Here is a 23,330-nt window from a genome sequence, read left to right as displayed (position 1 = left end):
TCTCATGGCTAAATAAGTGACGAATACCTCACTTTCAGCGCTGTTTCTGGGTACGGGCACGATCCCTGCAGTACAAATACGTCACCAGCTCCATTACAGGCCCCCACGCGTTTATTCCTTCCTTGGACTTACTGCGATCTTGTACGAGAAGTAGTCTCCGCGCTGGGCATCCGGTATGGTCTCAATGAACCTGGACGTCGGCATGCTGTCCGCCGGAGATGCACTGCCTCCGGCGAGCAACGGCTGGATATTCTTGCTTGAATATCGTGTCTCACTTCCGGCGTTGACGCTGGTGGAGATCGTAAAGTAGGTGGGAGAATTGGGGGTATCCGCTTTCAGGGCCGCGCCGACCAGAACTATTTCCCATTTGCAGGGGCCTCTCCCGTAGTAGTCGAGATTGAGGATTCCGTCGCTGAAGTACGTCCCCTTGTATGTGGTTGGATTGACTTTGCGTAGCGGAATATCGAGCGAGTGCTGGTCGATCCCATAGCGAACACCTTCGAAGTTGTCGATGGGAGGCAGGCAATCATTTGTGACCTTGTAGGTCACGTACGCGCCCGTTGCGTAGATGTTCTCCGGCGCATCATGCGTCGTGACGACAACTTCATAGGCTTCTTCAGGCGAAGGGTTAGCCTCATAGGGCGGCGGCGTGCGCTCCTCGCTCCCACATGCGGTCAACAGCAATGCCAGCAGGCAGGGACAGAGTGCGCGGAACACGACGTGTGCACTGATCTGGTGCCTTTCGAGTTCCATCATCAACCGACCCAGCATCCTTGAATGTCTCAACGATACGGCCGCGGATGGGCGAATTCCAAACCAACAGACGCTCATGGCTAAATAAGTGACGAATACCTCACTTTCAACGCTGTTTCTGGGTACGGGCACGATGCCTGCAGTGCAAATACGTCACCAGCTCCATTACAGGCCCTCACGCGTTGTCGCATATGGCTCGGCGAGCATTCCAAACATGATTCATGCTGTGCGCGTGCCATGCAGTTCTCACCTACCAGGAGAAGGAGTTCCATGAAAAGTTTTCGGGCTGTCCCGTTGTGTCTTGCCTTGGCCTTGAGCCTGATCTCCGCCACCGCGATGGCGGCCAGCAGCGAACAGGTGCTGATGCCAAGGTTCGAGGGCTACGTCAAAGCCTTTGAGGCATCCGATCCGAAGACCGGCGACATCACCGAGTTTGTGCCCAAGGGGCAGACCGTGGAAGCCTGGACCGACATGATCACGGTCAATATTGCGCCCAATTCCGCATCGGTTTCGCCGCGCGAATTCCTGGGCATCATGGAAGCCGGCTGGCGCGGTGCCTGCCCGGACACGCAGGCGAACTGGCTGCGTGAAGGTCAGGAACACGGCCGTCCGATGGCGGTGCTGATGCTCAGTTGCCCGGTCAACCCCGCCACTGGCAAGCCTGAAACCTCCTGGATCAAGGGCATCCAGGGCCAGGAGGGCTTCTACACAGTGCAGAAGTCGTTCCGCACCGAGGTGAAGGAAGCCGACGTGGTGACCTGGGTGAAGTGGCTCAGTGGCGTGATGTTGTGCGGTGGCGGCGAGGGGCCTGCGTGCCCGGGCGACGGCCGCTGATAACCCGCAGTAAGGGGCTGATTGCCAGTGGCTCTGACCCGCGCGACACGGCTGCCCTATGGTGGCCGTTTCCCGGATGGAGTCAGGTGCAATGAGCGATCCGCAGTGGCAACTGGAAACCCTGGCCGTGCACGGCGGCTACCGTCCCGACCCGACCACCCGTGCGGTGGCGGTGCCGATCTACCAGACGGTGGCCTATGCCTTCGATGACACCCAGCACGGCGCGGACCTGTTCGACCTGAAGGTGCAAGGCAACATCTACACGCGCATCATGAACCCCACCACCGATGTGCTGGAGCAGCGTCTGGCCGCGCTGGAAGGCGGCATCGGGGCGCTGGCCCTGGCGTCCGGCCAGGCTGCCATCACCTATGCCATCCAGACCATCGCCGAGGCGGGCGACAACATTGTGGCGGCCAGTGCGCTGTATGGCGGCAGCCTGAACCTGCTGGCCCACACCCTGCCGCAGTACGGCATCCAGGCACGGTTCGCCGACCCGGCCGATCCGGCTGCGTTCGCCGCACTCATCGATGCGCGCACCAAGGCGGTGTTCGTCGAATCCATCGGCAACCCGCGCGGCAATGTCACCGACATCGCGGCCATTGCCGAGGTGGCGCACGCCTCTGGCGTGCCGCTTATCGTCGACAACACCGTGGCCACACCCTTCCTGCTGCGCCCGTTCGAGCACGGTGCCGACATCGTGGTGCATTCGCTCACCAAGTACCTGGGCGGCCACGGCAACAGCCTGGGCGGGGCGATCATCGATTCGGGGCGTTTCGACTGGGCCGCACACGCGCAGCGTTTTCCACGGCTGAACCAGCCCGACCCCAGCTACCACGGTGTGGTGTACACCGAAGCGCTCGGGCCGGCCGCCTATATCGGACGCGCGCGGGTGGTGCCGTTGCGCAACACCGGCGCCGCGCTGTCACCGTTCAATGCTTTCCTGATCCTGCAGGGCATTGAAACACTGGCACTGCGCATGGAGCGGATCAACGCCAACGCGCGGGCCGTGGCGGAGTTCCTGAAGGCCCACCCCAAGGTGGCCTGGGTGCGCTATGCCGGACTGCCTGACGACTCCGAACACGCCGCCGCGCAGCGCTACCTGGGCGGGCACGGCTCCGGCGTGCTGACCTTCGGGCTGCCGGGCGGTCGCGCGGCAGGGGCGCGCTTCCTGGACGCGTTGAAGCTGTTCACCCGGCTGGTGAACCTGGGCGATGCCAAGTCGCTGGCCACCCACCCGGCTTCGACCACCCACCGTCAGCTGGATGCTGCAGAACTGGCCCGGGCCGGCGTGAGCGAAGACACCGTACGGCTGTCGATCGGCATCGAGCATATCGACGACCTGCAGGCTGACCTGCAGCAGGCGCTGGCCAGCGCCTGATAGCCGCACGCTTGGTCGTCATCGCCGAAGGCGATCACCACCGGCCGCGCGATGCGTTACGGTGGAGCTGCCTCTCCAAGGCGTGGCAAACATGGCAATGCAGATCCCCGGCGGGTGCGGGCCCGCCGGGGATTTTTGCTGGGCCGATCCACGTATCCACCGTGTCGACCAAGGTCGACACCTACCCACACCCGTTACACCACCGGAATGCTGTTCTGCCCCAGGTTCCGGTACGGCGGGGTGGACATGATCATTTCCGCCAGCGAATAGGCCAGCTCGCGTTCGGCCATCACCGTGCCGTCGGCGCCGTGTTCCAGCAGATGCTTCACTTCGGCATCGCTGTGCGCGCGTGCCAGCAGGGTCAGGTCGGGATTGATGGCGCGCAGCTTGGCCAGCGCTTCACCGGCTTCCAGCGGCTGCGGAATGGCCAGCACCGCGATCTTGGCGCGCTCGGGGTGCGCCTCGGCCAGCACGCGGTCGGCGGCTGCACTGCCGCGGATCGCCGCCAGGCCCTTGGCATGGGCCTGCTCGACGTGTTCCTTGTTGTCATCGATCACCAGCACCGGCACGCCGCGGTCGCGCAGCACCTGGGCCAGCTCGCTGCCCACCCGGCCGTAGCCGATCACGATGGCGTGGTCATGCAGATCGCGCGAAGGGCCGATGGCCTCTTCCGGTTCTGGTGCCTGCGGCAGCTGCTCCTGCTTGGCCTGCCAGCGGTCCAGCAGGCCGAACACCAGCGGGTTCAGCATGATCGACACCAGCGCACCGGCCAGCACCAGCGACTGGCCTTCCTTGGGCAGGATCTGCAGCGCCACGCCCAGGCCGGCAATGATGAAGGCGAATTCGCCGATCTGCGCCAGGCTGGCCGAGATGGTCAGCGCGGTGCTGGTGGGGTGGCCGAAGGCGCGCACGATGAAGAACGCAGCGGCCGACTTGCCGAACATGATGATCGCCACCGTGGCCAGCACCTGCCAGGGGTGCTGCACGATGATGTTGGGGTCGAACAGCATGCCCACCGAGACGAAGAACAGCACCGCGAACGCATCACGCAGCGGCAGCGAATCGTGCGCCGCCTTGTGGCTGAGCTCCGATTCGTTCAACAGCATGCCGGCGAAGAAGGCGCCCAGGGCGAAGGACACGCCGAACAGCATGGCCGAGCCGAACGCCACGCCCAGCGCGATGGCCAGCACCGACAGGGTGAACAGTTCGCGCGAACCGGTGCCGGCAATGCGTTCCAGGATCCACGGAATGACCCGGCGGCCAACCACCAGCATCACCGCCACGAACAGGCCCAGCTGCACGAACGTCCAGCCGATATCGGCCAGCACGCTGCCGAGGGTGTGGGTTTCCTTGGCGGCATCGGGGCCGAACACGCCGGCCAGCACCGGCATCATCACCAGTGCCAGCACACAGGCCAGGTCTTCCACGATCAGCCAGCCGACGGCGATCTTGCCGCGCATCGTTTCCAGCAGACGCCGCTCTTCCATGGCCCGCAGCAGCACAACGGTACTGGCGGTGGCCAGCGAGAAACCGAAGATGACCCCGTGCAGCGCCGGCCAGCCCATCAACCAGGCCACGCCCCAGCCGAGCAGGGTGGCCACGGCAATCTGGCCGATGGCGCCGGGAATGGCGATGGCCTTGACCGCCATCAGGTCCTTCAGGGAAAAGTGCAGGCCCACGCCGAACATCAGCAGCATCACGCCCAGTTCGGCCAGCTGGTTGGCCAGGGCCTGGTCGGCCACGAAGCCGGGGGTGAAGGGGCCGACGCAGATGCCAGCGACCAGATAGCCGACCAGAGGCGACAAGCGCAGCTTGTTGGCCAGGGCACCGAAGATGAAGGCGAGCCCCAGGCCAACGGCCACGATGTTGATCAGGTCGGTGTCATGGTGCATCGGCACTCGCAGGTAATCGGGGGATGCCCCGATTTTCACCGATGCGGCCACATACGGCAAACCGAAAATGCGAACGGGGTCAGCGCCCTTTTCTGGCGAAAAGGGATCTGACCCCGGGTGAGCACCGCCGGGCGTGGCCCGGCGCTACCGTTATCGCTTACCAGTTGTACTTGATGCGGCCGTACACATACGCGCCGTTGAAGCCGAACGGCGAGTAGTTGCTGTAGGGCAGCATGCCGAAGGTCGAGTTCTGCAGGTCTTCGGTGCGGTCCGGGTATTCGTCCAGCAGGTTGTCCGCGCCCAGGGTCAGGGTCCAGTTACTGCTCGGCTTGTAGCTCACCGAGGCATCCAGCACCCACTTGTCACCGTAGGTCTGGTCACGCAGGGCGGTGGCGGAATTGCGCACGGTGAATTCGCCGTAGCGGGTCGCCGCCAGGCCCAGTTCCCAGTGGTCCGAACGCCAGGTACCGCTGACAATGGTCTTGTCGCGCGGGTAGCTGTCTTCGATGCGGCCGATCTCATCACGGCCGATCAGCGACTGGGTCAGGCCCAGCGTGCTGAACACCGCCGGGGTACCGCCCACGCGGCGCACTTCGGTGTCGTTGTAGCTGTAGGCGGCGGTCAGTTCCAGGCTGCTGGCGCTGAACGGAATGGTGTAGCTGGACACGAAGTCGACGCCACGGGTGCGGGTATCCAGGCCGTTGGTGAAGTACGAGAACGCGGTGACCTGCGGCAGCCCCAGACCAGCCAGCAGGTTGCTGGTGGCGGTATTGGTGGTGATGCTGGAGGACAGCGCGATGCGGTCATCGATGTCGATCTGGTACGCATCCACGGTCACGTACAGGCGGTCCACCGGCTGCAGCACCAGGCCCACGCTGTAGCTGGTGGAGGTTTCAGCCTTCAGCGGCGAAGCGCCCAGTGCCTGTGCGGCGCTGCTGGTGGTCGGGAAGGTGCCACGTTCGACGAACACGCCGTTGGTGAACTGGCTGGTGACCGCCTGGTAGCCCTGCTGGGCCAGCGACGGTGCGCGGAAGCCGCTGGAGGCGGTGGCGCGCAGCGCAACCTTGTCGGTGAAGGCGTAGCGCCCCGACAGCTTGCCCGAGAAGCGATCACCGAAGTCCGAGTAATCCTCGTAGCGACCGGTGATGCCGGCCGAGAACTTGTCGGTCAGGTCCGCTTCCAGGCCGGCGTACACCGCGTAGTTGTGGCGGTCGGCATGCACTTCATTGGTGGGGGTGAAGCCGCCGAAGCCCTGCGCGCCGCTGCCGGTGTAGGAGTTCAGCTCGCCCGGGTTCTGGTCCCACTTCTCCTTGCGGTATTCACCGCCAAAGGACAGGGTGACCGGATAGGCCAGGCCCCAGTCCAGCGACTTGGTGATATCGGCATTGAACACGTCCTGCTGGTACTTCAGCGTGCCGTCGTAGAACGAGCGCGGGCTGCTGGCACCGAGGCTGTAGTTGATGCTGTTGCGGGTGTGGAAGTCCAGGGTGTTCTCGCCGTGGTTCAGGCTCAGGTCCCAGGTCCAGCCGCTGTCGGTGTTGCCCTTGACGCCGGCCACCACCGAACGGTCCTTGGAATACTGGTTGATCTCCGGCACGAAGCCGTCCGGGTAGACCTGGGCCAGCAGCGCGCTCTGGCCGTTGTGGTTGCGCGAGCGGTAGAACGCGAACGAGGTGATGTCGCGGTTGCTGAGGATCGCGTTGGCGTAGCCGGTGACGTGGTCGCTGAAGTCGAAGCTGGCGTTGGCCGACACGGCGGTGGCGTCCACCTTCGGGTCGCCCACCACGAAGGTGGTTTCGCCGATGGACGGGTAGTTGCCGGTGTTCGGGGTGGTGCCGCGGTACGGGCCGGCGCGGTTGCTTTCATCCTGCTGGCTGATCTGGCCGGCAACGTGCACGCGGCCACGGCCGCCGCCGAATTCCATACCGGTATCGCCGGAGAGCTGGTACTTGTTGCCGTCACCGGCCGAGTACTGGCCGTAATCGACGGCCAGGCTGCCGCCACTGCCGCTGCCCTTCAGCACGATGTTGATGACGCCGGCGATGGCGTCCGAACCGTATTGGGCCGAGGCGCCGTCGCGCAGCACTTCCACGCGCTCGATGGCGGCGATCGGGATGGCGTTGATGTCCACCGCCGACGAACCGCGGCCGATGGTGCCGTTGACGTTGATCATGGCCGAGGTGTGGCGGCGCTTGCCGTTCACCAGCACCAGCACCTGGTCGGGCGACAGGCCGCGCAGCTGCGCCGGGCGCACGCCGCTGGTGCCATCGGTCAGGGCCGGGCGCGGGAAGTTCAGCGAGGGCAGGGCGCGCGACAGCGCCGTGGCCAGTTCACTGCTGCCGGTGGACTGCAGTACTTCCGGGGTGATGATGTCGATGGGTGACTGCGATTCGGCCACCGTGCGGTCGGCCACGCGGGTACCGGTGACGATCACCGTATCCAGAGTGTTGGCGGCGGTGCCGGTCTGCTGGGCCAGGGCGGCGAACGAGGAACCACCGAGGGCGACAGCGACGGCGGCGGCGATCAGGCTGGTCTTGCGGGTCATCGGGAGGGGGCTCCGGTTGGCGGGGGCGGGCACCGGAATCGACATCACAGGGTGAGGCGGACGACGGTTGTTGCGGTGCGCAATGCAGGAATTAACGGGATATTCAGTGCCTGTCAAATGGTGGTAACAGGAAAAAATGTTGCCGTGGCAACCATTTAGCTGTGACAGGCCGTGAAGCGGGGGGAGGGGCCGGGGGCTGCGCGGGGCCGACGCGGGAGAGAGTTGGCCTGCCACCGCGCATCCCGGGGCGCGTCAAGTATTCGTTAACGCTAGAATTGCGTCGCAGGAACAGTGCTCACCAGCACATTCCATTCGGTTATATGGACGCCTTCCCCCATGATTTCGCTTCGTAATTTCGCCTTGCGCCGCGGCGAGCGGCTGCTGTTGTCCAACGTCGACCTGACCCTGCACGCCGGTTACCGGGTAGGTGTGGTCGGCCGTAACGGGGCCGGCAAGTCCAGCCTGTTTGCTGCGGTGAAGGGCGAACTGGAAGCCGACAAGGGCGATGTGGACCTGCCCGGCAAGGTACGCATCGCCAGCGTGGCCCAGGAAACCCCGTCGCTGCCCGACCCGGCGCTGAGCTTCGTGCTGGGTGGCGATACCGAAGTGGCCGCAGTGCTGGCGGCCGAGGCCGATGCCACCGCCCGCGAAGACTGGGAAGCCGTGGCCGAAGCGCATACGCGCATGGCCGAGCTGAACGCCTACGACGCCGAAGCGCGCGCCGGCAAGCTGCTGCACGGCCTGGGCTTCCCGGCCGAGACCCACCACCGCGCGGTGTCCTCGTTCTCCGGCGGCTGGCGCGTGCGCCTGAACCTGGCACGCGCGCTGATGATGCCCAGCGACCTGCTGCTGCTGGACGAACCGACCAACCACCTGGATCTGGACGCGGTGTACTGGCTGGAACAGTGGCTGCTGAAGTACCCGGGCACCCTGCTGCTGATTTCGCATGACCGCGAGTTCCTGGACAACGTGGCCACCCACACCCTGCACCTGCACGGTGGCGGGGCCAAGCTGTACCCCGGCGGCTACACCGACTTCGAGCGCCAGCGGGCCGAACAGCTGCGCCAGCAGCAGATCGCGCACGAGAAGGAACAGGCCGAGCGCGCCCACCTGCAGAGCTTCATCGACCGCTTCAAGGCGCAGGCCAGCAAGGCCGCGCAGGCGCAGAGCCGGATGAAGCGACTGGCCAAGCTGGCCGGTACCGAAGCGGTGCGTGCCGAGCGTGAATTCCGCATCGAATTCGCACCGCCGGCCAAGCTGCCGTTCTCGCTGATCCGCCTGAACCATGTCGAGGCCGGTTATGGCAGCGACGCGGTGATCCTGAACAACGTGGGCTTCGGCCTGGAAGCGGGCCAGCGCATCGGCCTGCTGGGCCCCAACGGTGCCGGTAAGACCACCCTGGTGAAGACCCTGGTGGGCGAGCTGAAGCCGATTGCCGGCGAGCGCTCGGCGCACCCGGACCTGCGCATCGGCTACTTCGCCCAGCACACGGTGGAATCGCTGCACGAAGGGCAGTCGCCGATCGAGCATTTCCGCGAGATCGCCCCGGATGCGCCGAACCAGGCCTTCCGCGATTTCCTCGGCAAATGGAACTTCCCCGGTGACCGCGCGTTCGAGCCGGTCGATGGTTTCTCCGGCGGCGAGCGCGCGCGCCTGGCGCTGGCCCTGATCGCCTGGCAGCAGCCGAACGTACTGTTGCTGGACGAACCGACCAACCACCTGGATCTGGAAATGCGCGAGGCCCTGGCCGAAGCGCTGGCCACGTTCGAGGGCGCGATCGTGATGGTGTCGCATGACCGCCATCTGATCGGCCTGGTCTGCGATACCTATTGGCGCGTGGCCGACGGTGTGGTCGAGCCGTTCGATGGCGACCTGGACGCCTACGCCGCCTGGCTGCGCACCCGCCCGCAGGCGCAGGGCACCAAGGCGCGCATGGAGCAGGTGGAAGAGCCGGTGGTGGTCAAGACCGCACCGGTGGCCCAGGTGGTGCAGAAGAAGCCGGCCAACCCGCACAAGCTGGCCAGTGCCGAAGCCAAGGTGGCCGAGCTGGAAGCCAGCCTGGCCGAGCTTGACCGCCAGCTGGCCGACCCGGCCAACTACGCCGATGCCACCCGCATGGCCGTGCTGGGGCGCGAGCGCGAGACCACCGCGGCGCAGCTGGAAAAAGCCGAAGCGGCGTGGATGGAGCTGCTGGAGTCCTGATTCCATCGGTAGCGCCGGGCCATGCCCGGCGAGCTTTTCCCATCTGCTGCGCTCGCCGGGCATGGCCCGGCGCTACCCACGGCGCGCGTTTTACCCCTGCGCCTGCAGCCACTCGCGGAAGCGGCGGGCCGGTTCGCGTTCGCTGCGCGAGCGCAGCCGGGTCAACCAATAGCGGCCCAGCTCCAGCGTGGTGGCAAACGGCTGCAGCAGGCGGCCTTCGGCCAGTTCGGCCTCGAACATGCGCAGTGGCAGCAGCGCCACGCCGGCGCCACCGGCCGCAGCGGCGGCCAGGGTCAGCGAAGAGTCGAACACCGGGCCTCTGGCCTCCACGCCGCTGGTGGCGGCCGCCTGCAGCCAGCGCGGCCATTCGTCGCTGCGGTACGAGCGCAGCAGCGTCACTGCGGCCAGATCGCGGGGGTGCTTCAATCTGCGTGCAAGCGCGGGCGCGCACAGCGGCGCGAAGGGCGCCTCCAGGATGGCCGTGCAGTGTTGCCCCTGCCAGTCGCCCTCACCGAAGCGGATGGCCAGGTCCAGCCCCTCTCCGGCCAGATCGATCCGGTTGTTGTGGGTCTGCAGGCGCAGCTCGATATCCGGGTGCGCCGCTTCGAAAGCCGCCATGCGCGGCAGCAGCCAACCCGTCGCGAACGTGCCCACCACCCCGATCGTCAGCACTTCGCGCGCCGGCCCGCCGGTGTAGCGGGCGATGCTGGCCGAGATGCGCTCGAACGATTCATGCAGCACCGGGAACAGCGCGGCGCCCTCGTCGGTGAGTGCTACGCCGCGCGGCAGGCGGTGGAACAGGCGGATGCCCAGCCGGTCTTCCAGCCCGCGGATCTGGTGGCTCAGCGCGGCCTGGCTGACGCACAGCTCCAGCGCCGCACGGGTGAAGTTCTGGTGGCGGGCCGCGGCCTCGAAGGCGCGCAGGGCGTTTAGCGGCAAGGTGGGGTGCAGCATCGTGAGGTGTGAGGCAGGCTGATGGGTGCATCCTAGCGTGTTGGCCGTTGCAGCCGTCAAAGAAAGGGTTGAATACGTAAGGCATTAGTTCTAGTCATGCCTGGCCCTGAAAATTTGCGTTGGTCGCGTGTGGGCCATGCTTTCAATAATCCGGTTTCGTTTCCCGGAGCCCGCCCATGCACGCCCGCCGTCGATTCCTGCAGCTCAGTGGTGCCGCCGTCGCATCGTCCCTGCTTGCGCCCGTCCTGGCGCGGGCCGCCGTGCCTGCCGCTGCCAGCCCGGCCACGTCCGCCGCCATTGCCGGTGCCGTGAATTTCGCCGCGCTGGAGAAAGCCAGCGGCGGCCGCCTGGGCGTGACCGTGCTGGACACCGGCAGCGGCCGCCGCCTCGGCGGGCACCGCCAGGATGAGCGCTTCCCGATGTGCAGTACGTTCAAATCGATTCTGGTGGCCCACATCCTGAGCTTGGCCGATGCCGGTCGCCTTTCCCTGGATACCCGCGTGCCGATCACCGAACGGGATCTGTTGTCCTACGCACCGGTGGCCCGCCGCCACGTCGGCAAGGACCTGAGCGTGCGCGACCTGTGCCGGGGCACGCTGACCACCAGCGACAACACCGCCGCCAACCTGCTGCTGGGGGTGAACGGGGGACCGGCGGCGCTGACCGCCTTCCTGCGTGCGCAGGGCGACCCGGTCACCCGCAATGATCGCTACGAGCCGGACATGAACCGGTTCGCGAAGGGCGACCCGCGCGACACCACCAGCCCGGCTGCGATGGCAGCCAGTCTCGCCCGGTTCGCGGTGGGCGATGGCCTTCTGCCGCCCTCGCGGCTGCAGTTCGCCGATTGGCTGGTCGACAACCAGACCGGCGATGCCTGCCTGCGCGCCGGTCTGGGCCCGCGCTGGCGGGTGGGTGACAAGACCGGCAGCAACGGCGAGGACACGCGCAATGACATCGCCGTGCTGTGGCCACGTGCGGGCGGTACGCCGTGGGTCATCACCGCGTATCTGCAGGGGGCCAGCGTGGACGAGGCGCAGCGCGCTGCGGTGCTGGCACGTGTCGGCGCACTGGCCGATGCATTGATCGGCTGAAATGCAGGGGCGCGTTGCGGGGTCGGAGCCGCTTCCGGTGGAAACGGATCCGACCCCTGTGCGTCAGCTGGCTGGTGTGTCGCTGCCTTCTACCGCGGCCAGGAAATCACGGCCCCAGCGGTCCACGTCGTAGTACTCGACGATGCCCTGCAACTGGCGCAGACGCGCGCTGGCCTCTTCTTCGGGCATGGACAGCGCCTGCAGCAGGCCGGCGGCCAGATCGGCCGGATCGTGCGGATTGGTCAGCACCGCGCCCTTCAACTCGGCTGCCGCGCCGGCGAATTCGCTCAGCACCAGTACGCCGGGCGTGCCTTCAATGCCCTGGGTGGCGACGAATTCCTTGGCCACCAGGTTCAGGCCATCACGCAGCGGGGTGATCCACATCACCTGCGCGGCGGCGTAGTGCGCCACCACCTGTTCAAAGGGCAGGGCCTGGGCGAAGAAGCGCACCGGCGTCCAGTCCAGCCGCGAGAAGCGGCCATTGATGCGGCCCACCGCCTGTTCGATCTGGTTCTGCAAGGTGCGGTACACGGTCATCTCGCGCGCGGCCGGTACGCAGACCATCAGCAGGGTGACCTTGCCGCAGTGCTCGGGGTGCTGTTCCAGCACGCGTTCGAAGGCTTCCAGCTTGGCCAGGGTGCCCTTGGTGTAGTCCAGCCGTTCCACCGACAACACCAGCTTGCGTGCGCCGATTTCGCGGCGCAGCTTGAACAGGTCGTTGCGCACCTCGGAACGCGCCAGCAGGTTGCGGATGCGGCGCACATCGGTGCCCACCGGGTGCGCGCCCAGCGCCACATCGCGGTCGCCCACGCGCAGGCGGGTGGTCATGGTGTCCAGGCCCACCGCGCAGCCATAGGTCAGGAAACGCGGTGCGCAGCTTTCCCAGGCCAGGCGCTCGGCCGGCATGGCGCCACGCACCACGTCCACGAAGTTTTCCACCTGGCGCGGAATATGGAAGCCGATGTAGTCGCAGCACAGCAGGCTGCCGATGATCTCGCGCCGCCACGGCACCACGTTGAACACATCGGCGGAAGGGAAGTAGGTGTGGTGGAAGAAGGCGATCTTCAGGTCCGGACGCAGTTCGCGCAGCGCGGCCGGCACCATCCACAGGTTGTAGTCGTGGATCCACACCGTGGCGCCGTGCGCGGCTTCGTCAGCCACCGCCTCGGCGAAGCGGCGGTTCACCTTCAGGAATACCTGCCAATCGTCTTCGCGGAACCGCGCGCGTTCCCAGAACACGTGCAGCATCGGCCAGAACGCTTCCTTGGAAAACCGCTTGTAGAAGATGTCCACGTCCTGGCGGCTGAGCGGCACGCGCGTGGCGCGCAGGGTCGGGTAGCGCTGCGCGTCCACCTGCACATGGCGCTGGAACGGGCGGTGCTTGGGATCGTCGATGCCCCAGGCCACCCAGCTGCCACGCTGGCCACCTTCAAAGAAGCTCAGCAGCGAGGGGATGATGCCGTTGGGCGAGCGCGGCGGCCGCTGCACCAGCTTGCCGTCCTCGATGGCTTCATCGAAGGGCAGGCGGTGGTAGACCATCACCAGTTCGGCGCCCTGCGCGCGCGCGGCGGTCGGCGCATGCAGGTAGGGGTCATCGGCGGCCAGCAGGCAGAAGTGTTCGATGGCTTCCACGATGCCGCCGCAGCCGGGTTCGCGGGCGTGGTAGGTGTTGGCCAGGTCAGCGGTGGCCGTGGTCAGCGCCGGCTCCGATTCGCCCACGCACACACCGCGGAAACCGGCCTGGTACATGGAAAGATCGTTCAAGGTATCGCCGGCCACCAGGATGCGCTCGCGTGGCAGTTCCAGCAGGCGCGCCAGCGCGGCCAGGGTGCGGCCCTTGTCGGTGTCCGGCGGCAGGATGTCCAGGTAGCGGTCGGCCGAATACAACACGTCGCAGCCCAGTTCCGCCGCGGTCTGCTGGATCTGCGCGCGCAGCGGGGCCAGCGTGGCCGGATCGCAGAAATAGGAGCAGCGGCGTTCCTGCGGAACATCCTGGCGCTGCAGTGCGGTGAACGGCCGCATCGCTTCGGCCACCACCTGTTCGCCGGGCCAGTGCGCGTCGATCATCGACTGCAGCGGCTGCAACGGCTGCAGGGTGTGGCCGTGCACCACGGTGGCGCCAACGTCGCAGACGATGTAATCGGGGCGGGGAATGGCCGGGTCGGACAACAGCGGCATCACCGCTTCCAGGCCGCGCCCGGTAATGAACACCAGGGCGATGCCCGGGTGCTGGTCCACCAGCCGGTACAGGCGGTGGCGCTGGGCGGCGCTGCCGGCCAGGAACGTGCCATCCAGATCGGTGGCCAGGATCAGCTGTGGCCCGGTGGCCGTGCTGCTGGAAAGAAGGGGGTTCGGAATCAGGGTCGGGGACTCGACAGTCAATGCACTTCCTTCGTGGGTAGGGTGGGAGATTCGGTTTCCGGCATCAGCTCCAGGGCCGCAGGCGTGGTCCGCAGCATGGGCCGGAACGGCGCCGGGTGGGTGCGCAGGCGCGCATGGCGCAGCAGGCGCAGGGCGGTGAAGGCGGCCAGCGCGGTCAGCACGGCGGTGAAGTACAGCGGCAGCGCTGGGGCGCCGTAGCGCTGCATCAGTGCACCGGCCAGCGCCGGCCCGATGGCCGCGCCGATGCCGTGCACCAGCAGCAGGCTGCTGCAGCCGGACAGCAGGTCCGGCGTGGGCAGGTAGTCCAGCATGTGCGCCACGGCGAACGGATAGAGCGCGAACGCCAGGCCCCCATAGCAGAACACCAGCACGAACATCAGGTGCACCTGCTGCGACAGCGGTGGAAATGCGGCCAGTGCGGCCACGGCGGCGGCCAGCACGCTCAGGCACAGCAGGCCCAGCCGACGGTCGTGGCCATCGCTGATACGCCCCAGCGGCCATTGCAGCAACGCACCGCCGGCGATCGCCGCCAGCATGAACAACGGTACCTGCGCATCACGCAGGCCGATCTGTTCGGCATACACGGGCAGCAGGCCCCAGAACGGCCCCATCGCCAGGCCGGACAGCGCGGCGGCGACGGTGGCCACCGGCGCCAGCGCGTACAGGCGCTGCAGCGTCAGCCGCGGCACGCTGGGCACCTCCGGCTGCTGCAGGCGGGTGGCGGTCACCGGCAACATGGCCGCGCACACCAGCAGCGCGGTCAGCGAAAACATGGTGGCCGCACCAGTATCGCCGGCCAGCAACAGCACCTGGCCCAGCGCCAGCGCCGACAGGTTCACCATCATGTAGACCGAAAACACCCGGCTGCGCCGCTGCGGGTCGGGTTCGGCGTTGAGCCAGCTTTCAATCACCGTGTACAGGCCCACCAGTGCCACGCCGGTCACCACGCGCAGCACGATCCAGCCGACGGCGCTGATCCATAGCGGGTGCAGCAGCACGGCCATGGTGGCCAGCGCGGCGTGGAAGGCAAATGCCCGGCTGTGGCCGATGCGGCGGATCAACGGCGGGGCGGTGAAGGTGCCGATGAAATAGCCGGCGAAGTAGGCCGACATCACCCAGCCCAGGGTGCCGGCGCTGAAGCCTTCCTGCCCGCCGCGAACGGCCAGCAGGGTGCCCAGCAGCCCGCTGCCGGTCAGCAGCAGCGCCACGCCCAGAAGCAGGGCCGTCAGCCGCCACATGGGTGCGGCCTCGATGGAGAAGGTGGAGAAAACACCTGTCCCACCCTAACACACCCGCATTTCAGCCCTGTTCGATTTGCAGCGCGGCGCAGCCACGCGCATGCTGCGCGCGTTCGTTCCACACGGAAGTCACGATGAGCCATGAACTGATCTACCTGCTGCTGATCTTCGCGCTGCTGGTCATACCGCGCGCGCTGCAGCGCTTCAGCCTGCCGGCACCGCTGACCTGCCTGCTGTTCGGCATCATCGCGATGCTGTGGCTGGGCGAGCGTTCGCACGATGCGGTGATCGGCCTGCTGGCGACGCTGGGGATTTCTTCACTGTTCCTGTTCGCCGGGTTGGAAGTGGATCTGGCCGCGCTGCGGCGTGGGCTGTGGCCGCTGCTGGCGCACCTGGTCATCCGCAGTGCCACGCTGTTCGGTGTGGGCTGGCTGGCCTGGCGCTATGCGGGCCTGCCGTGGCAGGCCGCAGGTCTGCTGGCGCTGGCCCTGCTCACACCGTCCACCGGTTTCATCATGGATTCGCTGTCACGGCTGGGCCTGAGCGAGGACGAACGGTTCTGGGTGACCAGCAAGGCCATTGCCGGCGAACTGCTGGCGCTGGCGGCGCTGTTCGTGGTGCTGCAGGCCGGCGATCCGTGGCATATGGCCCTGTCCAGCAGCGCATTGCTGGCGATGATGGTCGGCCTGCCGCTGCTGTTCATCGCGTTGGGGCGCTGGGTGGCGCCGCATGCGCCCGGTTCGGAATTTTCGCTGCTGGTGATGGTGGGCATGGTAGCGGCCTACATCACCTACCTGCTGGGCGTGTACTACCTGGTGGGCGCGTTCATCGCCGGCCTGGTCGCGCGCCTGCTGCACCAGCGCATGCCGCTGCTGGCTTCGCACGAGAACCTGCACGCGCTGCGCTTGTTCGCCTCGTTCTTCGTGCCGTTCTATTTCTTCAACGCCGGCACCAAGGTGCCCAGCGAAGCGCTGAGCTTCGAGGCGCTGGGGCTGGGCGTGGTGATCACCATGGTGGTGCTGCCGCTGCGCATCGCGGTGGTGTGGCTGCAGCGCCGAATCATGTTCGGCGAAAGCTTCCGCAGCAGCCTGCGGGTATCGCTGGCGCTGGCGCCCACCCTGATCTTCACCCTGGTGTTGGCGGCAATCATGCGCGAGCGGTTCCAGATTCCGGCGGTGTTGTTCGGTGCGCTGCTGTTGTACGCCGCGTTGACCACGCTGCTGCCGTCGCTGGTGTTCCGCACGCCCTTCGATGTCGATCCGGTGGAGCAGGAACCTGCCGGTGAAGGCGAGGGCGCGCCGGTGGCAGCGACCGAAGTGAGCGCGCCAGTGCCTGTGCGCGACTGAGTGCGCAGGCGCGCGCTGTGCTTGCGTTGCGGCAGCGCAGACCGGACACTGCGCGCCCGGCCGCACCGCCCTGGGGCGCGCCGGCCTGCACAGGAGCGCCACGCGTGATCGAGGAAGTGAACCATCGCCGCAGCTTGCTGCCCGCCCGTATCCTGCTGGGGTTCTCTGCGGCAGCACTGTTGATCCTGTTCGCCAGCAGCTGGTCGATGCCGCCGGTGGATGCATCGGGCTTCCGCCAGACCCAGACCGCGCTGTCGATCGACTGGCTGCTGCGCGGTGGGCCCTGGCTGGATTACCTGACCCCGGTAATCGGTGCCCCCTGGTCCATTCCTTTCGAATTTCCGCTGTACCAGTGGCTGGCTGCGCTGTTGTCGGCAGCCACGGGGCTGAGCGCAGACAACAGTGGCCGCCTGGTCTCGCTGCTGTTCCACGTGGGCAGCATCTTCATGGTCTACCGCACGGTGCTGGCGTTCCGCCCGGACCGCCTGCTGGCACTGTGCGTGGCCGCGGCCTTCGCCGTTTCACCGTTCGCCCAGTTCTGGGGGCGGGCGGTGCTGATCGAGTCGACGGCGGTGTTCTTCGGCCTGGTGTTCGTCTGGGCCGTGGCTGGCCTGCGCAGCAGGCCAACGGCGCTGCTGGGCGGGGTGGCGGTGCTGGCGGCGGTGCTGTCGGCGCTGGTGAAGATCACCACGTTCTTTGCCTATGCGGCCTTTGTCGCGCTGGCCTTCCTGTGGCTGGCGGTACGCGAACACGGCTGGCGCCCGCAGTGGCTGGCCGCGCACTGGAAGCTGCTGGCCTGGGGCGTGGCCGCCGCGTTGGCCGTTCTGGCCACGCTGCTGCTGTGGCTGCAGCACGCCGATGCGTTGAAGGCGCAGTCGGCGCTGGGCCAGCAGGTGACCTCCGATGGCCTGAGCGCGTTCAATTACGGAACCCTGCAGCAACGGCTGGACCCGGCCACCTGGGGCGCGGTGTTCAAGAAGCGCTTCGGCGCCGCCACCGGCTCCAACTGGGTGTTCGTGCTGATTGTTGCTGCCGGCCTGGGCATGCGACGTACGCGCGCGGCGGTGGCGTTGCTGCTGCTGGCCTATCTGGTGCCGTTCCTGGTCTTCACCAACCTGCAGGTGGTGCACCCGTACTACCAGGCCGCGCAGGTGGTGTTCGCCACCTCGATCGTGGGCCTGGTGCTGTGGGCGCTGGTCCTGCGCGCGCAGGCCAGTGGGCGCTATCGCTGCCCGATCGCCTTCGCCGTGCTGCTGTGCCTGCTGTCCACCGGCTTCGGCCTGGCCCATTACCTGAAGAACATGAAGGAAGCGCGCCAGCCCAGCGACGTTTCGCAGATCGCCGCACTGATCCAGGCGGGCACGCCGCAGGATGGCGTGGTGCTGGCGCTGGGCCAGGACTGGTCGTCCGAGCTGCCTTACCGTGCCGGCCGGCGCGGGGTGATGGTGCCGGACTGGGCCTCGGATGACGTGCTGCGGTCGCTGGTGGAAACTGACGCGGCGTTGGGTGGCCTGCCCCTGGCCGCGCTGGTGGTCTGCCCCAACCAGCTGGCCAGCACCGCCGAGCGTGCGCACTGGCAGGAACAGCTGCTGCAGCGATATTCAGCCGGTGCTCAGAAGCAGGTGGTGGGGCAGTGCGAGGCGTGGTTGCAGCCGGCGCGCTGACCGCGGCGCCCGGCGCCCGCGGTTTGCGCGCGCTGGCCATGGCCGTTAGGGTGGGGTCATGACTGTCCGTTCCGCCTCCATGTCCGCCGCGTTGTGGCTGGCCCTTGCGGCCTGTTCGCAGCAGCAGCCCCCGATCAGCCACGATGTGGCTACTGCGCCGTCCGATGCCTTCATGGCTGCCGTGGCCGCGCACTGCGGCCAGGCGTTCGCCGGCCGGGTAGTGGAAGACACCCCGGCCCCCGCGGGCGACGATCCGTTTGCCGGCAAACCGCTGGTGATGCACGTGCGCGGTTGCGAAGACCCCGGCCATGAGCTGCGCATCCCGTTCCATGTGGGCGATGACCATTCGCGCACCTGGATCCTGACCCGTACCGAGCATGGGCTGAAACTGAAGCACGACCACCGGCACGCCGATGGCAGCCCCGATGTCATCACCCTGTACGGCGGCGACAGCACACCACCGGGCACCGCCCAGCGTCAGCAGTTCCCTGCCGATGCCGATTCGGTGGCCATGTTCCGCCGCGCCGACATGCTCGCTTCCACCCACAACGTGTGGGCGATGGAGATCGAGCCGGACCAGCGCTTCGTCTATGAACTGACCCGCCCCGGCGGACGCCGTTTCCGCGTCGAATTCGACCTGGGCAAGCCGGTGGCGCTGCCGCCGGCGCCGTGGGGTTCCGAGCAGGCACCGGCCCGGCCCTGAGCGGATTGGGGTCAGAGCCCTGGCCGCTGGCCAGGGATCCGACCCCATGCCTCAGCGGGTACCGAAGCGCGCCCGGCAGCCGTTGCTGACCCACACGCTGCCGCGCGAATAGCCCCAGCTGCGGCCTTCCTGACAGGCACTGCCGGACAGTTGCTGCTGCAGGACCGGCCGGCCCTGGCGCTCATCCCAATCGCAGTTCTGGGTACGGTTGTTGTTGCTGCTGCAGGTGATGGAGTAGTTGCTGTTGCCGCCACCCCAGCCGCCGCCATTGCCACCGCCCCAGCCGCCGCGGCTTTCGGCGAATTCACCGCGGCAGCCGCGGTTGACCCAGATGGCGCCGCGGCGCACGCCCCAGGTCTGCCCTTCCACGCAGGCCGAGCCGGAGATCTGCCGCACCAGGGTGGCCCCGCGCCAGTTCATCGGACAGGTGCGCTCGCGGTTGTCCTGGCTTTCGCAGCGGATGGTGCTGCCGCTGTTGCCGCCCCAGCCGCCGCGGCCTTCGACGAATTCGGCGCGGCAGCCGCCGTTGACCCAGATGCTGCCATTGCGGCTGCCCCAGGTACGGCCCTCCACGCAGGCCGAGCCGGACAGCTGGCGTACCAGCTGGGCGTCGCGCCAGCCGGTGCTGCAGACCCGTTCACGGTTGTTCTGGCTTTCGCAGCGGACCACGCCGGTCTGCGCGGCGGCGGGGGCGGGGGACAGGGTCAGCCCGGCAAGGGCTCCCAGGGTGAGGGTGGTGGCCAGACTGGCCAGGGACAGCGCTTTCATGGCAAATCCCCATACGGTGTGTGGTGCGCGACTATAAGGACGGGGTGGATAAAGCCCGCGTGACCGTCCGCATTTGCCCCAGCCGGGCCCTCGGCCGCAGAATACGAGGCTTTCCGGCCCCCGTCGGGTGCCGGCGTTCTCCAGCGGAGCTTTCCCCCCATGCGTACCCACTTCTGCGGCCTGGTCAACGAGACCCTGATTGGCCAGACTGTCACCCTCGCCGGCTGGACCGACGTGGCCCGTAACCAGGGCGGCGTCTGCTTCATCGATCTTCGCGATCATGAAGGCATCGTGCAGGTGACCGTGGAGGTGGACAACGCCGAAGTGTTCGCCGTGGCTGCCAGCCTGGGCTACGAGGACGTGCTGCAGGTGGAAGGTGTGGTGCGCGCCCGCCATGCGGTGAACGACAAGATCGCCACCGGCAAGGTGGAAGTGATCGCCACCGCCATCACCGTGCTGAACAAGGCCGCGCCGCTGCCGTTCCACGCGCACGAGAACCCGGGCGAAGACACCCGCCTGAAGTACCGCTACCTGGACCTGCGCCGCCCGGAGATGCAGCGCATGCAGCGCACCCGCATCAAGCTGGTGCAGGCCCTGCGCCGCCACCTGGACGAGCGCGGTTTCCAGGACATCGAAACCCCGATCCTGACCAAGGCCACCCCGGAAGGCGCGCGCGACTTCCTGGTGCCGGCACGCATGCACCCGGGCGAGTTCTACGCCCTGCCGCAGAGCCCGCAGCTGTTCAAGCAGATCCTGATGGTGGCCGGCTTCGACCGCTACTACCAGATCGCGCGCTGCTTCCGCGACGAAGCCCTGCGTGCCGACCGCCAGCTGGAATTCACCCAGCTGGACATGGAGTTCGCCTTCGTGCGCGAGCGCGACGTGCAGGATTTCGTTGAAGACATGATCCGCGCCATCTTCAAGGAAGTGGTGGACGTGCCGCTGGCCGCCAGCTTCCCGCGCATGACCTGGGCCGAAGCCATGCGCCGCTACGGTTCGGACAAGCCGGACCTGCGCATCGCGCTGGAACTGGTGGACGTGGCCGAGCTGGTCAAGGACAGCGAGTTCGCCGTGTTCACCGGCCCGGCCAACGATGCCGACGGCCGCGTGGCCGCGCTGCGCATTCCGGGCGGTGCCACCCTGTCGCGCAAGCAGATCGACGAATACGCTGCGCATGCCGCCAAGTACGGCGCCAAGGGCCTGGCCTACATCAAGATCGCCGACAACGGCGAAGTCAGCTCGCCCATCCAGAAGTTCTTCAGCGAAGCATCTTTCGCTGCACTGGTGGCCCACGTCGGCGCCGGCAACGGTGACATCGTGTTCTTCGGCGCCGGCGGCTACAACAAGGTGTCCGACTTCATGGGCGCGCTGCGCCTGAAGGCCGGCAAGGACTTCGGCCTGGTCGCCGACGGCTGGGCGCCGCTGTGGGTCACCGACTTCCCGATGTTCGAATGGGACGAGGAAGAACAGCGCTACGTCGCCCTGCATCACCCCTTCACCGCGCCGGCCGTGGACGATATCGCCGACCTGCGCGCCAACGCCCGTACCGCCGTTTCGCGCGGCTACGACATGGTGCTCAACGGCAATGAAATCGGCGGCGGTTCGATCCGTATCCACCGCCCGGACATGCAGAGCGCGGTGTTCGAGCTGCTGGGCATCGGCGCCGAAGAGGCCCGTGCCAAGTTCGGCTTCCTGCTGGACGCGCTGAACTACGGCGCGCCGCCGCACGGCGGCATCGCCTTCGGCATCGACCGTATTGCCGCGCTGATGGCCGGTACCGAGTCGATCCGCGACGTCATTCCGTTCCCGAAGACCACCGGTGCGCAGGATCTGATGACCGATGCGCCGTCGCCGATCGTCGACGTGCAGCTGGCCGAAGTGCATATCCAGGTTCGCCCCAAGACCAACTGATCAGGAGATCCACGCAATGACCGAGTTCGCGTTTTCGCTGGAGTGGGAAAAGCTGGGCAATGAAGGCTCCGAGGCCACTCTGGTCACCGAGCGTGCACGTGTATTCGGTGGTTGGCTGGTCCGCGTCGGTACCAACCCGGCGGCGATGGCACTGACCTTCGTCGCCGACGGCGAAGGTCGTTGGGACGGTGAAGACTTCGGCGTCGAGGATTACGAAGACGACGAAGAGGAAGAGTTCGACGAGGACGAGGAAGAAGAAGGCGAGGACGAGGACGAAGAGGAATACGAGGAAGAGGACGAGGAAGAAGAGGACGAAACCGAGTCGTCGGAACGGGCTTGACCCCGACCGTCGCCCTGGCGTCCACTCGACCCATGTATTCGATCCGCCGCGCCACCGTTGACGACGCGCCGACCCTGTCGGCGCTGGCTGCCCGCACGTTCACCGAGACCTTCGGCCATCTGTACCCGCCGCAGCACCTGCAGGACTTCCTCGAGGAGTCCTACACGGTGGAACGGCAGCGCACCATCCTGGGCCACCCCGATTACGCGGTGTGGCTGCTGGAGCTGGACGGGGAGGCGGTCGGCCATGCCGCCGCCGGCCCCTGCGGGCTGCCGCACCCGGACGTGAAGCCCGGTGACGGTGAGCTCAAGCGCCTGTACCTGATCAAGAGCCAGCAGAGTTGTGGCTGGGGCAGCCGCCTGCTGGAAACCGCACTGGCCTGGCTGGAACAGGATGGCCCGCGCACCCTGTGGCTGGGGGTGTGGTCGGAAAACTTCGGCGCCCAGCGCTTCTATGCGCGCTACGGCTTCGAGAAAGCCGGCGAGTACCTGTTCCCGGTCGGCGAAACCAACGACCTGGAATTCATCCTGCGCCGCGAGCCACGCCCGGCCTGAGCGCGTTCACTGCCGCTTGCCCCGCGATTTCGTTCAATCACTGCAGATCCCGCCCCGCCCAACGCCAGGCTGTCACGCATGAATCCCCCCGTTTTGCTGCTGCATGGCATCTGGAATGCCCGCGCCTGGGTCGGGCCGTTGGCCTGGCGCCTGCGCGCGCGTGGGTTCCAGGTTCACACCTTCGGTTACGCCTCGATCTTCGGCGGGCCGGACGTGGCCGTGCCGCAGTTGCTGCAGCGCCTGGCCGGCACCGGGCCGTTGTCGCTGGTCGGCCACAGCCTGGGCGGGCTGGTGGCGCTGGAAGCCCTGCGCCGGCAGCCGCAGTTGCCGGTGCAGCGGGTGGTCTGCCTGGGCTCACCGCTGCGTGGCAGCGGCACGGCGCGCTCGTTGTCGGAACACGGCTGGGGCCTGGCCCTGGGCCGCAGCAGCGAACTGCTGCTCGATGGTCTGCCGGACTGGCAGGGCAGGGCGAAGGTCGGGCTGATTGCCGGGTCGGTGCCGCATGGCCTGGGCAGCCTGCTGGGGGCCATGGGCGAAGCCTCCGACGGTACGGTGGCGCTGGACGAGACCCGCCTGCCGGGCCTTGCCGACCACTGCGTGGTGCGCACCAGCCACAGCGGCCTGGTGGTATCGCCCGATGCCGCGCGGCAGACCGCGCATTTCCTGCAGCACGGCCAGTTCGACCACAGTCGCGACGCCGCCGCCGCGTAGGTTCGGCCTACCCCGGTGGGTGCGAACCGACCTGCTCTGGTGGGTGCGAACCTCGGTTCGCACG

General features: G+C 67.2%; 18 protein-coding genes. 11 read left to right on the top strand and 7 right to left on the bottom strand.

Annotation, left to right across the window (positions count from 1 at the left end; translation table 11 throughout):
* Positions 1 to 111: 111 nt before the first annotated feature.
* On the bottom strand, positions 112 to 756 hold the full coding sequence (locus C1922_RS17135; protein ID WP_159092007.1) for a hypothetical protein: 645 nt from the start codon (positions 754 to 756) through the stop codon (positions 112 to 114).
* A gap of 234 nt (positions 757 to 990) precedes the next feature.
* Between C1922_RS17135 and C1922_RS17130 the strand changes: the two genes are divergently transcribed.
* Together C1922_RS17130 and C1922_RS17125 are read left to right on the top strand one after the other, a co-directional pair.
* Entirely contained in the window at positions 991 to 1,587 is a 597-nt protein-coding gene (locus C1922_RS17130) for a hypothetical protein (protein WP_234413365.1), read from the top strand.
* A 91-nt stretch (positions 1,588 to 1,678) separates the two neighbouring features.
* On the top strand, positions 1,679 to 2,965 hold the full coding sequence (locus tag C1922_RS17125) for an aminotransferase class V-fold PLP-dependent enzyme (protein ID WP_108750869.1): 1,287 nt from the start codon (positions 1,679 to 1,681) through the stop codon (positions 2,963 to 2,965).
* A 194-nt stretch (positions 2,966 to 3,159) separates the two neighbouring features.
* Here the strand turns inward: C1922_RS17125 and ybaL are convergent, their stop codons facing one another.
* Positions 3,160 to 4,857 carry a YbaL family putative K(+) efflux transporter gene (gene ybaL / locus C1922_RS17120; RefSeq protein ID WP_108750868.1) on the bottom strand — a complete coding sequence of 566 codons (1,698 nt, stop codon included), beginning with the start codon at positions 4,855 to 4,857 and terminating at the stop codon, positions 3,160 to 3,162.
* Positions 4,858 to 5,014: 157 nt separating this feature from the next.
* The gene (locus C1922_RS17115; protein ID WP_108750867.1) at positions 5,015 to 7,402 is read right to left on the bottom strand and encodes a TonB-dependent receptor; all 2,388 of its coding nucleotides are present in this window, start codon (positions 7,400 to 7,402) and stop codon (positions 5,015 to 5,017) included.
* A gap of 336 nt (positions 7,403 to 7,738) precedes the next feature.
* Between C1922_RS17115 and C1922_RS17110 the strand changes: the two genes are divergently transcribed.
* A complete protein-coding gene (locus tag C1922_RS17110) occupies positions 7,739 to 9,604 on the top strand; it encodes an ABC-F family ATP-binding cassette domain-containing protein (RefSeq protein WP_108750866.1) in 1,866 nt (621 codons plus the stop codon).
* 90 nt (positions 9,605 to 9,694) lie between these two features.
* Here the strand turns inward: C1922_RS17110 and ampR are convergent, their stop codons facing one another.
* Positions 9,695 to 10,558, bottom strand: coding sequence for a LysR family transcriptional regulator AmpR (ampR, locus tag C1922_RS17105; RefSeq protein ID WP_108750865.1), 864 nt, complete (start codon positions 10,556 to 10,558; stop codon positions 9,695 to 9,697).
* A 176-nt stretch (positions 10,559 to 10,734) separates the two neighbouring features.
* Between ampR and blaL2 the strand changes: the two genes are divergently transcribed.
* Complete coding sequence (gene blaL2, locus C1922_RS17100) at positions 10,735 to 11,649, top strand: L2 family extended-spectrum class A beta-lactamase (protein ID WP_108750864.1); 915 nt, start codon at positions 10,735 to 10,737, stop codon at positions 11,647 to 11,649.
* 63 nt (positions 11,650 to 11,712) lie between these two features.
* Here the strand turns inward: blaL2 and ggpS are convergent, their stop codons facing one another.
* Positions 11,713 to 13,962, bottom strand: coding sequence for a glucosylglycerol-phosphate synthase (gene ggpS / locus C1922_RS17095; RefSeq protein WP_108751639.1), 2,250 nt, complete (start codon positions 13,960 to 13,962; stop codon positions 11,713 to 11,715).
* A 65-nt stretch (positions 13,963 to 14,027) separates the two neighbouring features.
* Positions 14,028 to 15,269, bottom strand: coding sequence for an MFS transporter (locus tag C1922_RS17090; protein WP_108750863.1), 1,242 nt, complete (start codon positions 15,267 to 15,269; stop codon positions 14,028 to 14,030).
* Between the two features lie 134 nt (positions 15,270 to 15,403).
* Here C1922_RS17090 and C1922_RS17085 point away from each other — a divergent pair, with 134 nt between their 5' ends.
* The 3 genes from C1922_RS17085 to C1922_RS17075 all read left to right on the top strand — a co-directional run bounded on the left by C1922_RS17085 (position 15,404) and on the right by C1922_RS17075 (position 18,982).
* The gene (locus tag C1922_RS17085) at positions 15,404 to 16,615 is read left to right on the top strand and encodes a cation:proton antiporter (RefSeq protein WP_108750862.1); all 1,212 of its coding nucleotides are present in this window, start codon (positions 15,404 to 15,406) and stop codon (positions 16,613 to 16,615) included.
* 104 nt (positions 16,616 to 16,719) lie between these two features.
* Positions 16,720 to 18,279: a glycosyltransferase family 39 protein gene (locus tag C1922_RS17080; RefSeq protein ID WP_108750861.1), complete on the top strand. Its 1,560-nt coding sequence runs from the start codon at positions 16,720 to 16,722 to the stop codon at positions 18,277 to 18,279.
* A 58-nt stretch (positions 18,280 to 18,337) separates the two neighbouring features.
* The gene (locus C1922_RS17075; protein WP_108750860.1) at positions 18,338 to 18,982 is read left to right on the top strand and encodes a hypothetical protein; all 645 of its coding nucleotides are present in this window, start codon (positions 18,338 to 18,340) and stop codon (positions 18,980 to 18,982) included.
* 51 nt (positions 18,983 to 19,033) lie between these two features.
* Here C1922_RS17075 and C1922_RS17070 read toward each other — a convergent pair whose 3' ends face one another.
* Entirely contained in the window at positions 19,034 to 19,750 is a 717-nt protein-coding gene (locus C1922_RS17070; RefSeq protein WP_108750859.1) for a DUF3011 domain-containing protein, read from the bottom strand.
* A 159-nt stretch (positions 19,751 to 19,909) separates the two neighbouring features.
* On the opposite strand from C1922_RS17070, the gene aspS reads away from it, so the two are divergent.
* The 4 genes from aspS to C1922_RS17050 all read left to right on the top strand — a co-directional run bounded on the left by aspS (position 19,910) and on the right by C1922_RS17050 (position 23,266).
* Entirely contained in the window at positions 19,910 to 21,661 is a 1,752-nt protein-coding gene (aspS, locus tag C1922_RS17065; RefSeq protein WP_108750858.1) for an aspartate--tRNA ligase, read from the top strand.
* Positions 21,662 to 21,677: 16 nt separating this feature from the next.
* Positions 21,678 to 22,001, top strand: coding sequence for a DNA primase (locus C1922_RS17060; protein ID WP_108750857.1), 324 nt, complete (start codon positions 21,678 to 21,680; stop codon positions 21,999 to 22,001).
* 32 nt (positions 22,002 to 22,033) lie between these two features.
* Entirely contained in the window at positions 22,034 to 22,555 is a 522-nt protein-coding gene (locus C1922_RS17055; protein ID WP_108750856.1) for a GNAT family N-acetyltransferase, read from the top strand.
* Positions 22,556 to 22,633: 78 nt separating this feature from the next.
* The gene (locus C1922_RS17050; protein ID WP_108750855.1) at positions 22,634 to 23,266 is read left to right on the top strand and encodes a cobalamin adenosyltransferase; all 633 of its coding nucleotides are present in this window, start codon (positions 22,634 to 22,636) and stop codon (positions 23,264 to 23,266) included.
* Positions 23,267 to 23,330 lie beyond the last annotated feature (64 nt).

Source organism: Stenotrophomonas sp. ZAC14D2_NAIMI4_7 (genome assembly GCF_003086675.1).
In the GTDB taxonomy this organism is placed as follows: Bacteria; Pseudomonadota; Gammaproteobacteria; order Xanthomonadales; family Xanthomonadaceae; genus Stenotrophomonas.
This window is presented reverse-complemented; position numbering and strand designations above follow the sequence as displayed.

What these genes read in the sequence shown, in the direction of transcription:
- C1922_RS17135 (WP_159092007.1), bottom strand. Translation starts at nt 756, where the DNA reads ATGATGGAACTCGAAAGGCACCAGATCAGTGCACACGTCGTGTTCCGC.
- C1922_RS17130 (WP_234413365.1), top strand. Translation starts at nt 991, where the DNA reads ATGCAGTTCTCACCTACCAGGAGAAGGAGTTCCATGAAAAGTTTTCGG.
- C1922_RS17125 (WP_108750869.1), top strand. Translation starts at nt 1,679, where the DNA reads ATGAGCGATCCGCAGTGGCAACTGGAAACCCTGGCCGTGCACGGCGGC.
- ybaL (WP_108750868.1), bottom strand. Translation starts at nt 4,857, where the DNA reads ATGCACCATGACACCGACCTGATCAACATCGTGGCCGTTGGCCTGGGG.
- C1922_RS17115 (WP_108750867.1), bottom strand. Translation starts at nt 7,402, where the DNA reads ATGACCCGCAAGACCAGCCTGATCGCCGCCGCCGTCGCTGTCGCCCTC.
- C1922_RS17110 (WP_108750866.1), top strand. Translation starts at nt 7,739, where the DNA reads ATGATTTCGCTTCGTAATTTCGCCTTGCGCCGCGGCGAGCGGCTGCTG.
- ampR (WP_108750865.1), bottom strand. Translation starts at nt 10,558, where the DNA reads ATGCTGCACCCCACCTTGCCGCTAAACGCCCTGCGCGCCTTCGAGGCC.
- blaL2 (WP_108750864.1), top strand. Translation starts at nt 10,735, where the DNA reads ATGCACGCCCGCCGTCGATTCCTGCAGCTCAGTGGTGCCGCCGTCGCA.
- C1922_RS17090 (WP_108750863.1), bottom strand. Translation starts at nt 15,269, where the DNA reads ATGTGGCGGCTGACGGCCCTGCTTCTGGGCGTGGCGCTGCTGCTGACC.
- C1922_RS17085 (WP_108750862.1), top strand. Translation starts at nt 15,404, where the DNA reads ATGAGCCATGAACTGATCTACCTGCTGCTGATCTTCGCGCTGCTGGTC.
- C1922_RS17075 (WP_108750860.1), top strand. Translation starts at nt 18,338, where the DNA reads ATGACTGTCCGTTCCGCCTCCATGTCCGCCGCGTTGTGGCTGGCCCTT.
- C1922_RS17070 (WP_108750859.1), bottom strand. Translation starts at nt 19,750, where the DNA reads ATGAAAGCGCTGTCCCTGGCCAGTCTGGCCACCACCCTCACCCTGGGA.
- aspS (WP_108750858.1), top strand. Translation starts at nt 19,910, where the DNA reads ATGCGTACCCACTTCTGCGGCCTGGTCAACGAGACCCTGATTGGCCAG.
- C1922_RS17060 (WP_108750857.1), top strand. Translation starts at nt 21,678, where the DNA reads ATGACCGAGTTCGCGTTTTCGCTGGAGTGGGAAAAGCTGGGCAATGAA.
- C1922_RS17055 (WP_108750856.1), top strand. Translation starts at nt 22,034, where the DNA reads ATGTATTCGATCCGCCGCGCCACCGTTGACGACGCGCCGACCCTGTCG.
- C1922_RS17050 (WP_108750855.1), top strand. Translation starts at nt 22,634, where the DNA reads ATGAATCCCCCCGTTTTGCTGCTGCATGGCATCTGGAATGCCCGCGCC.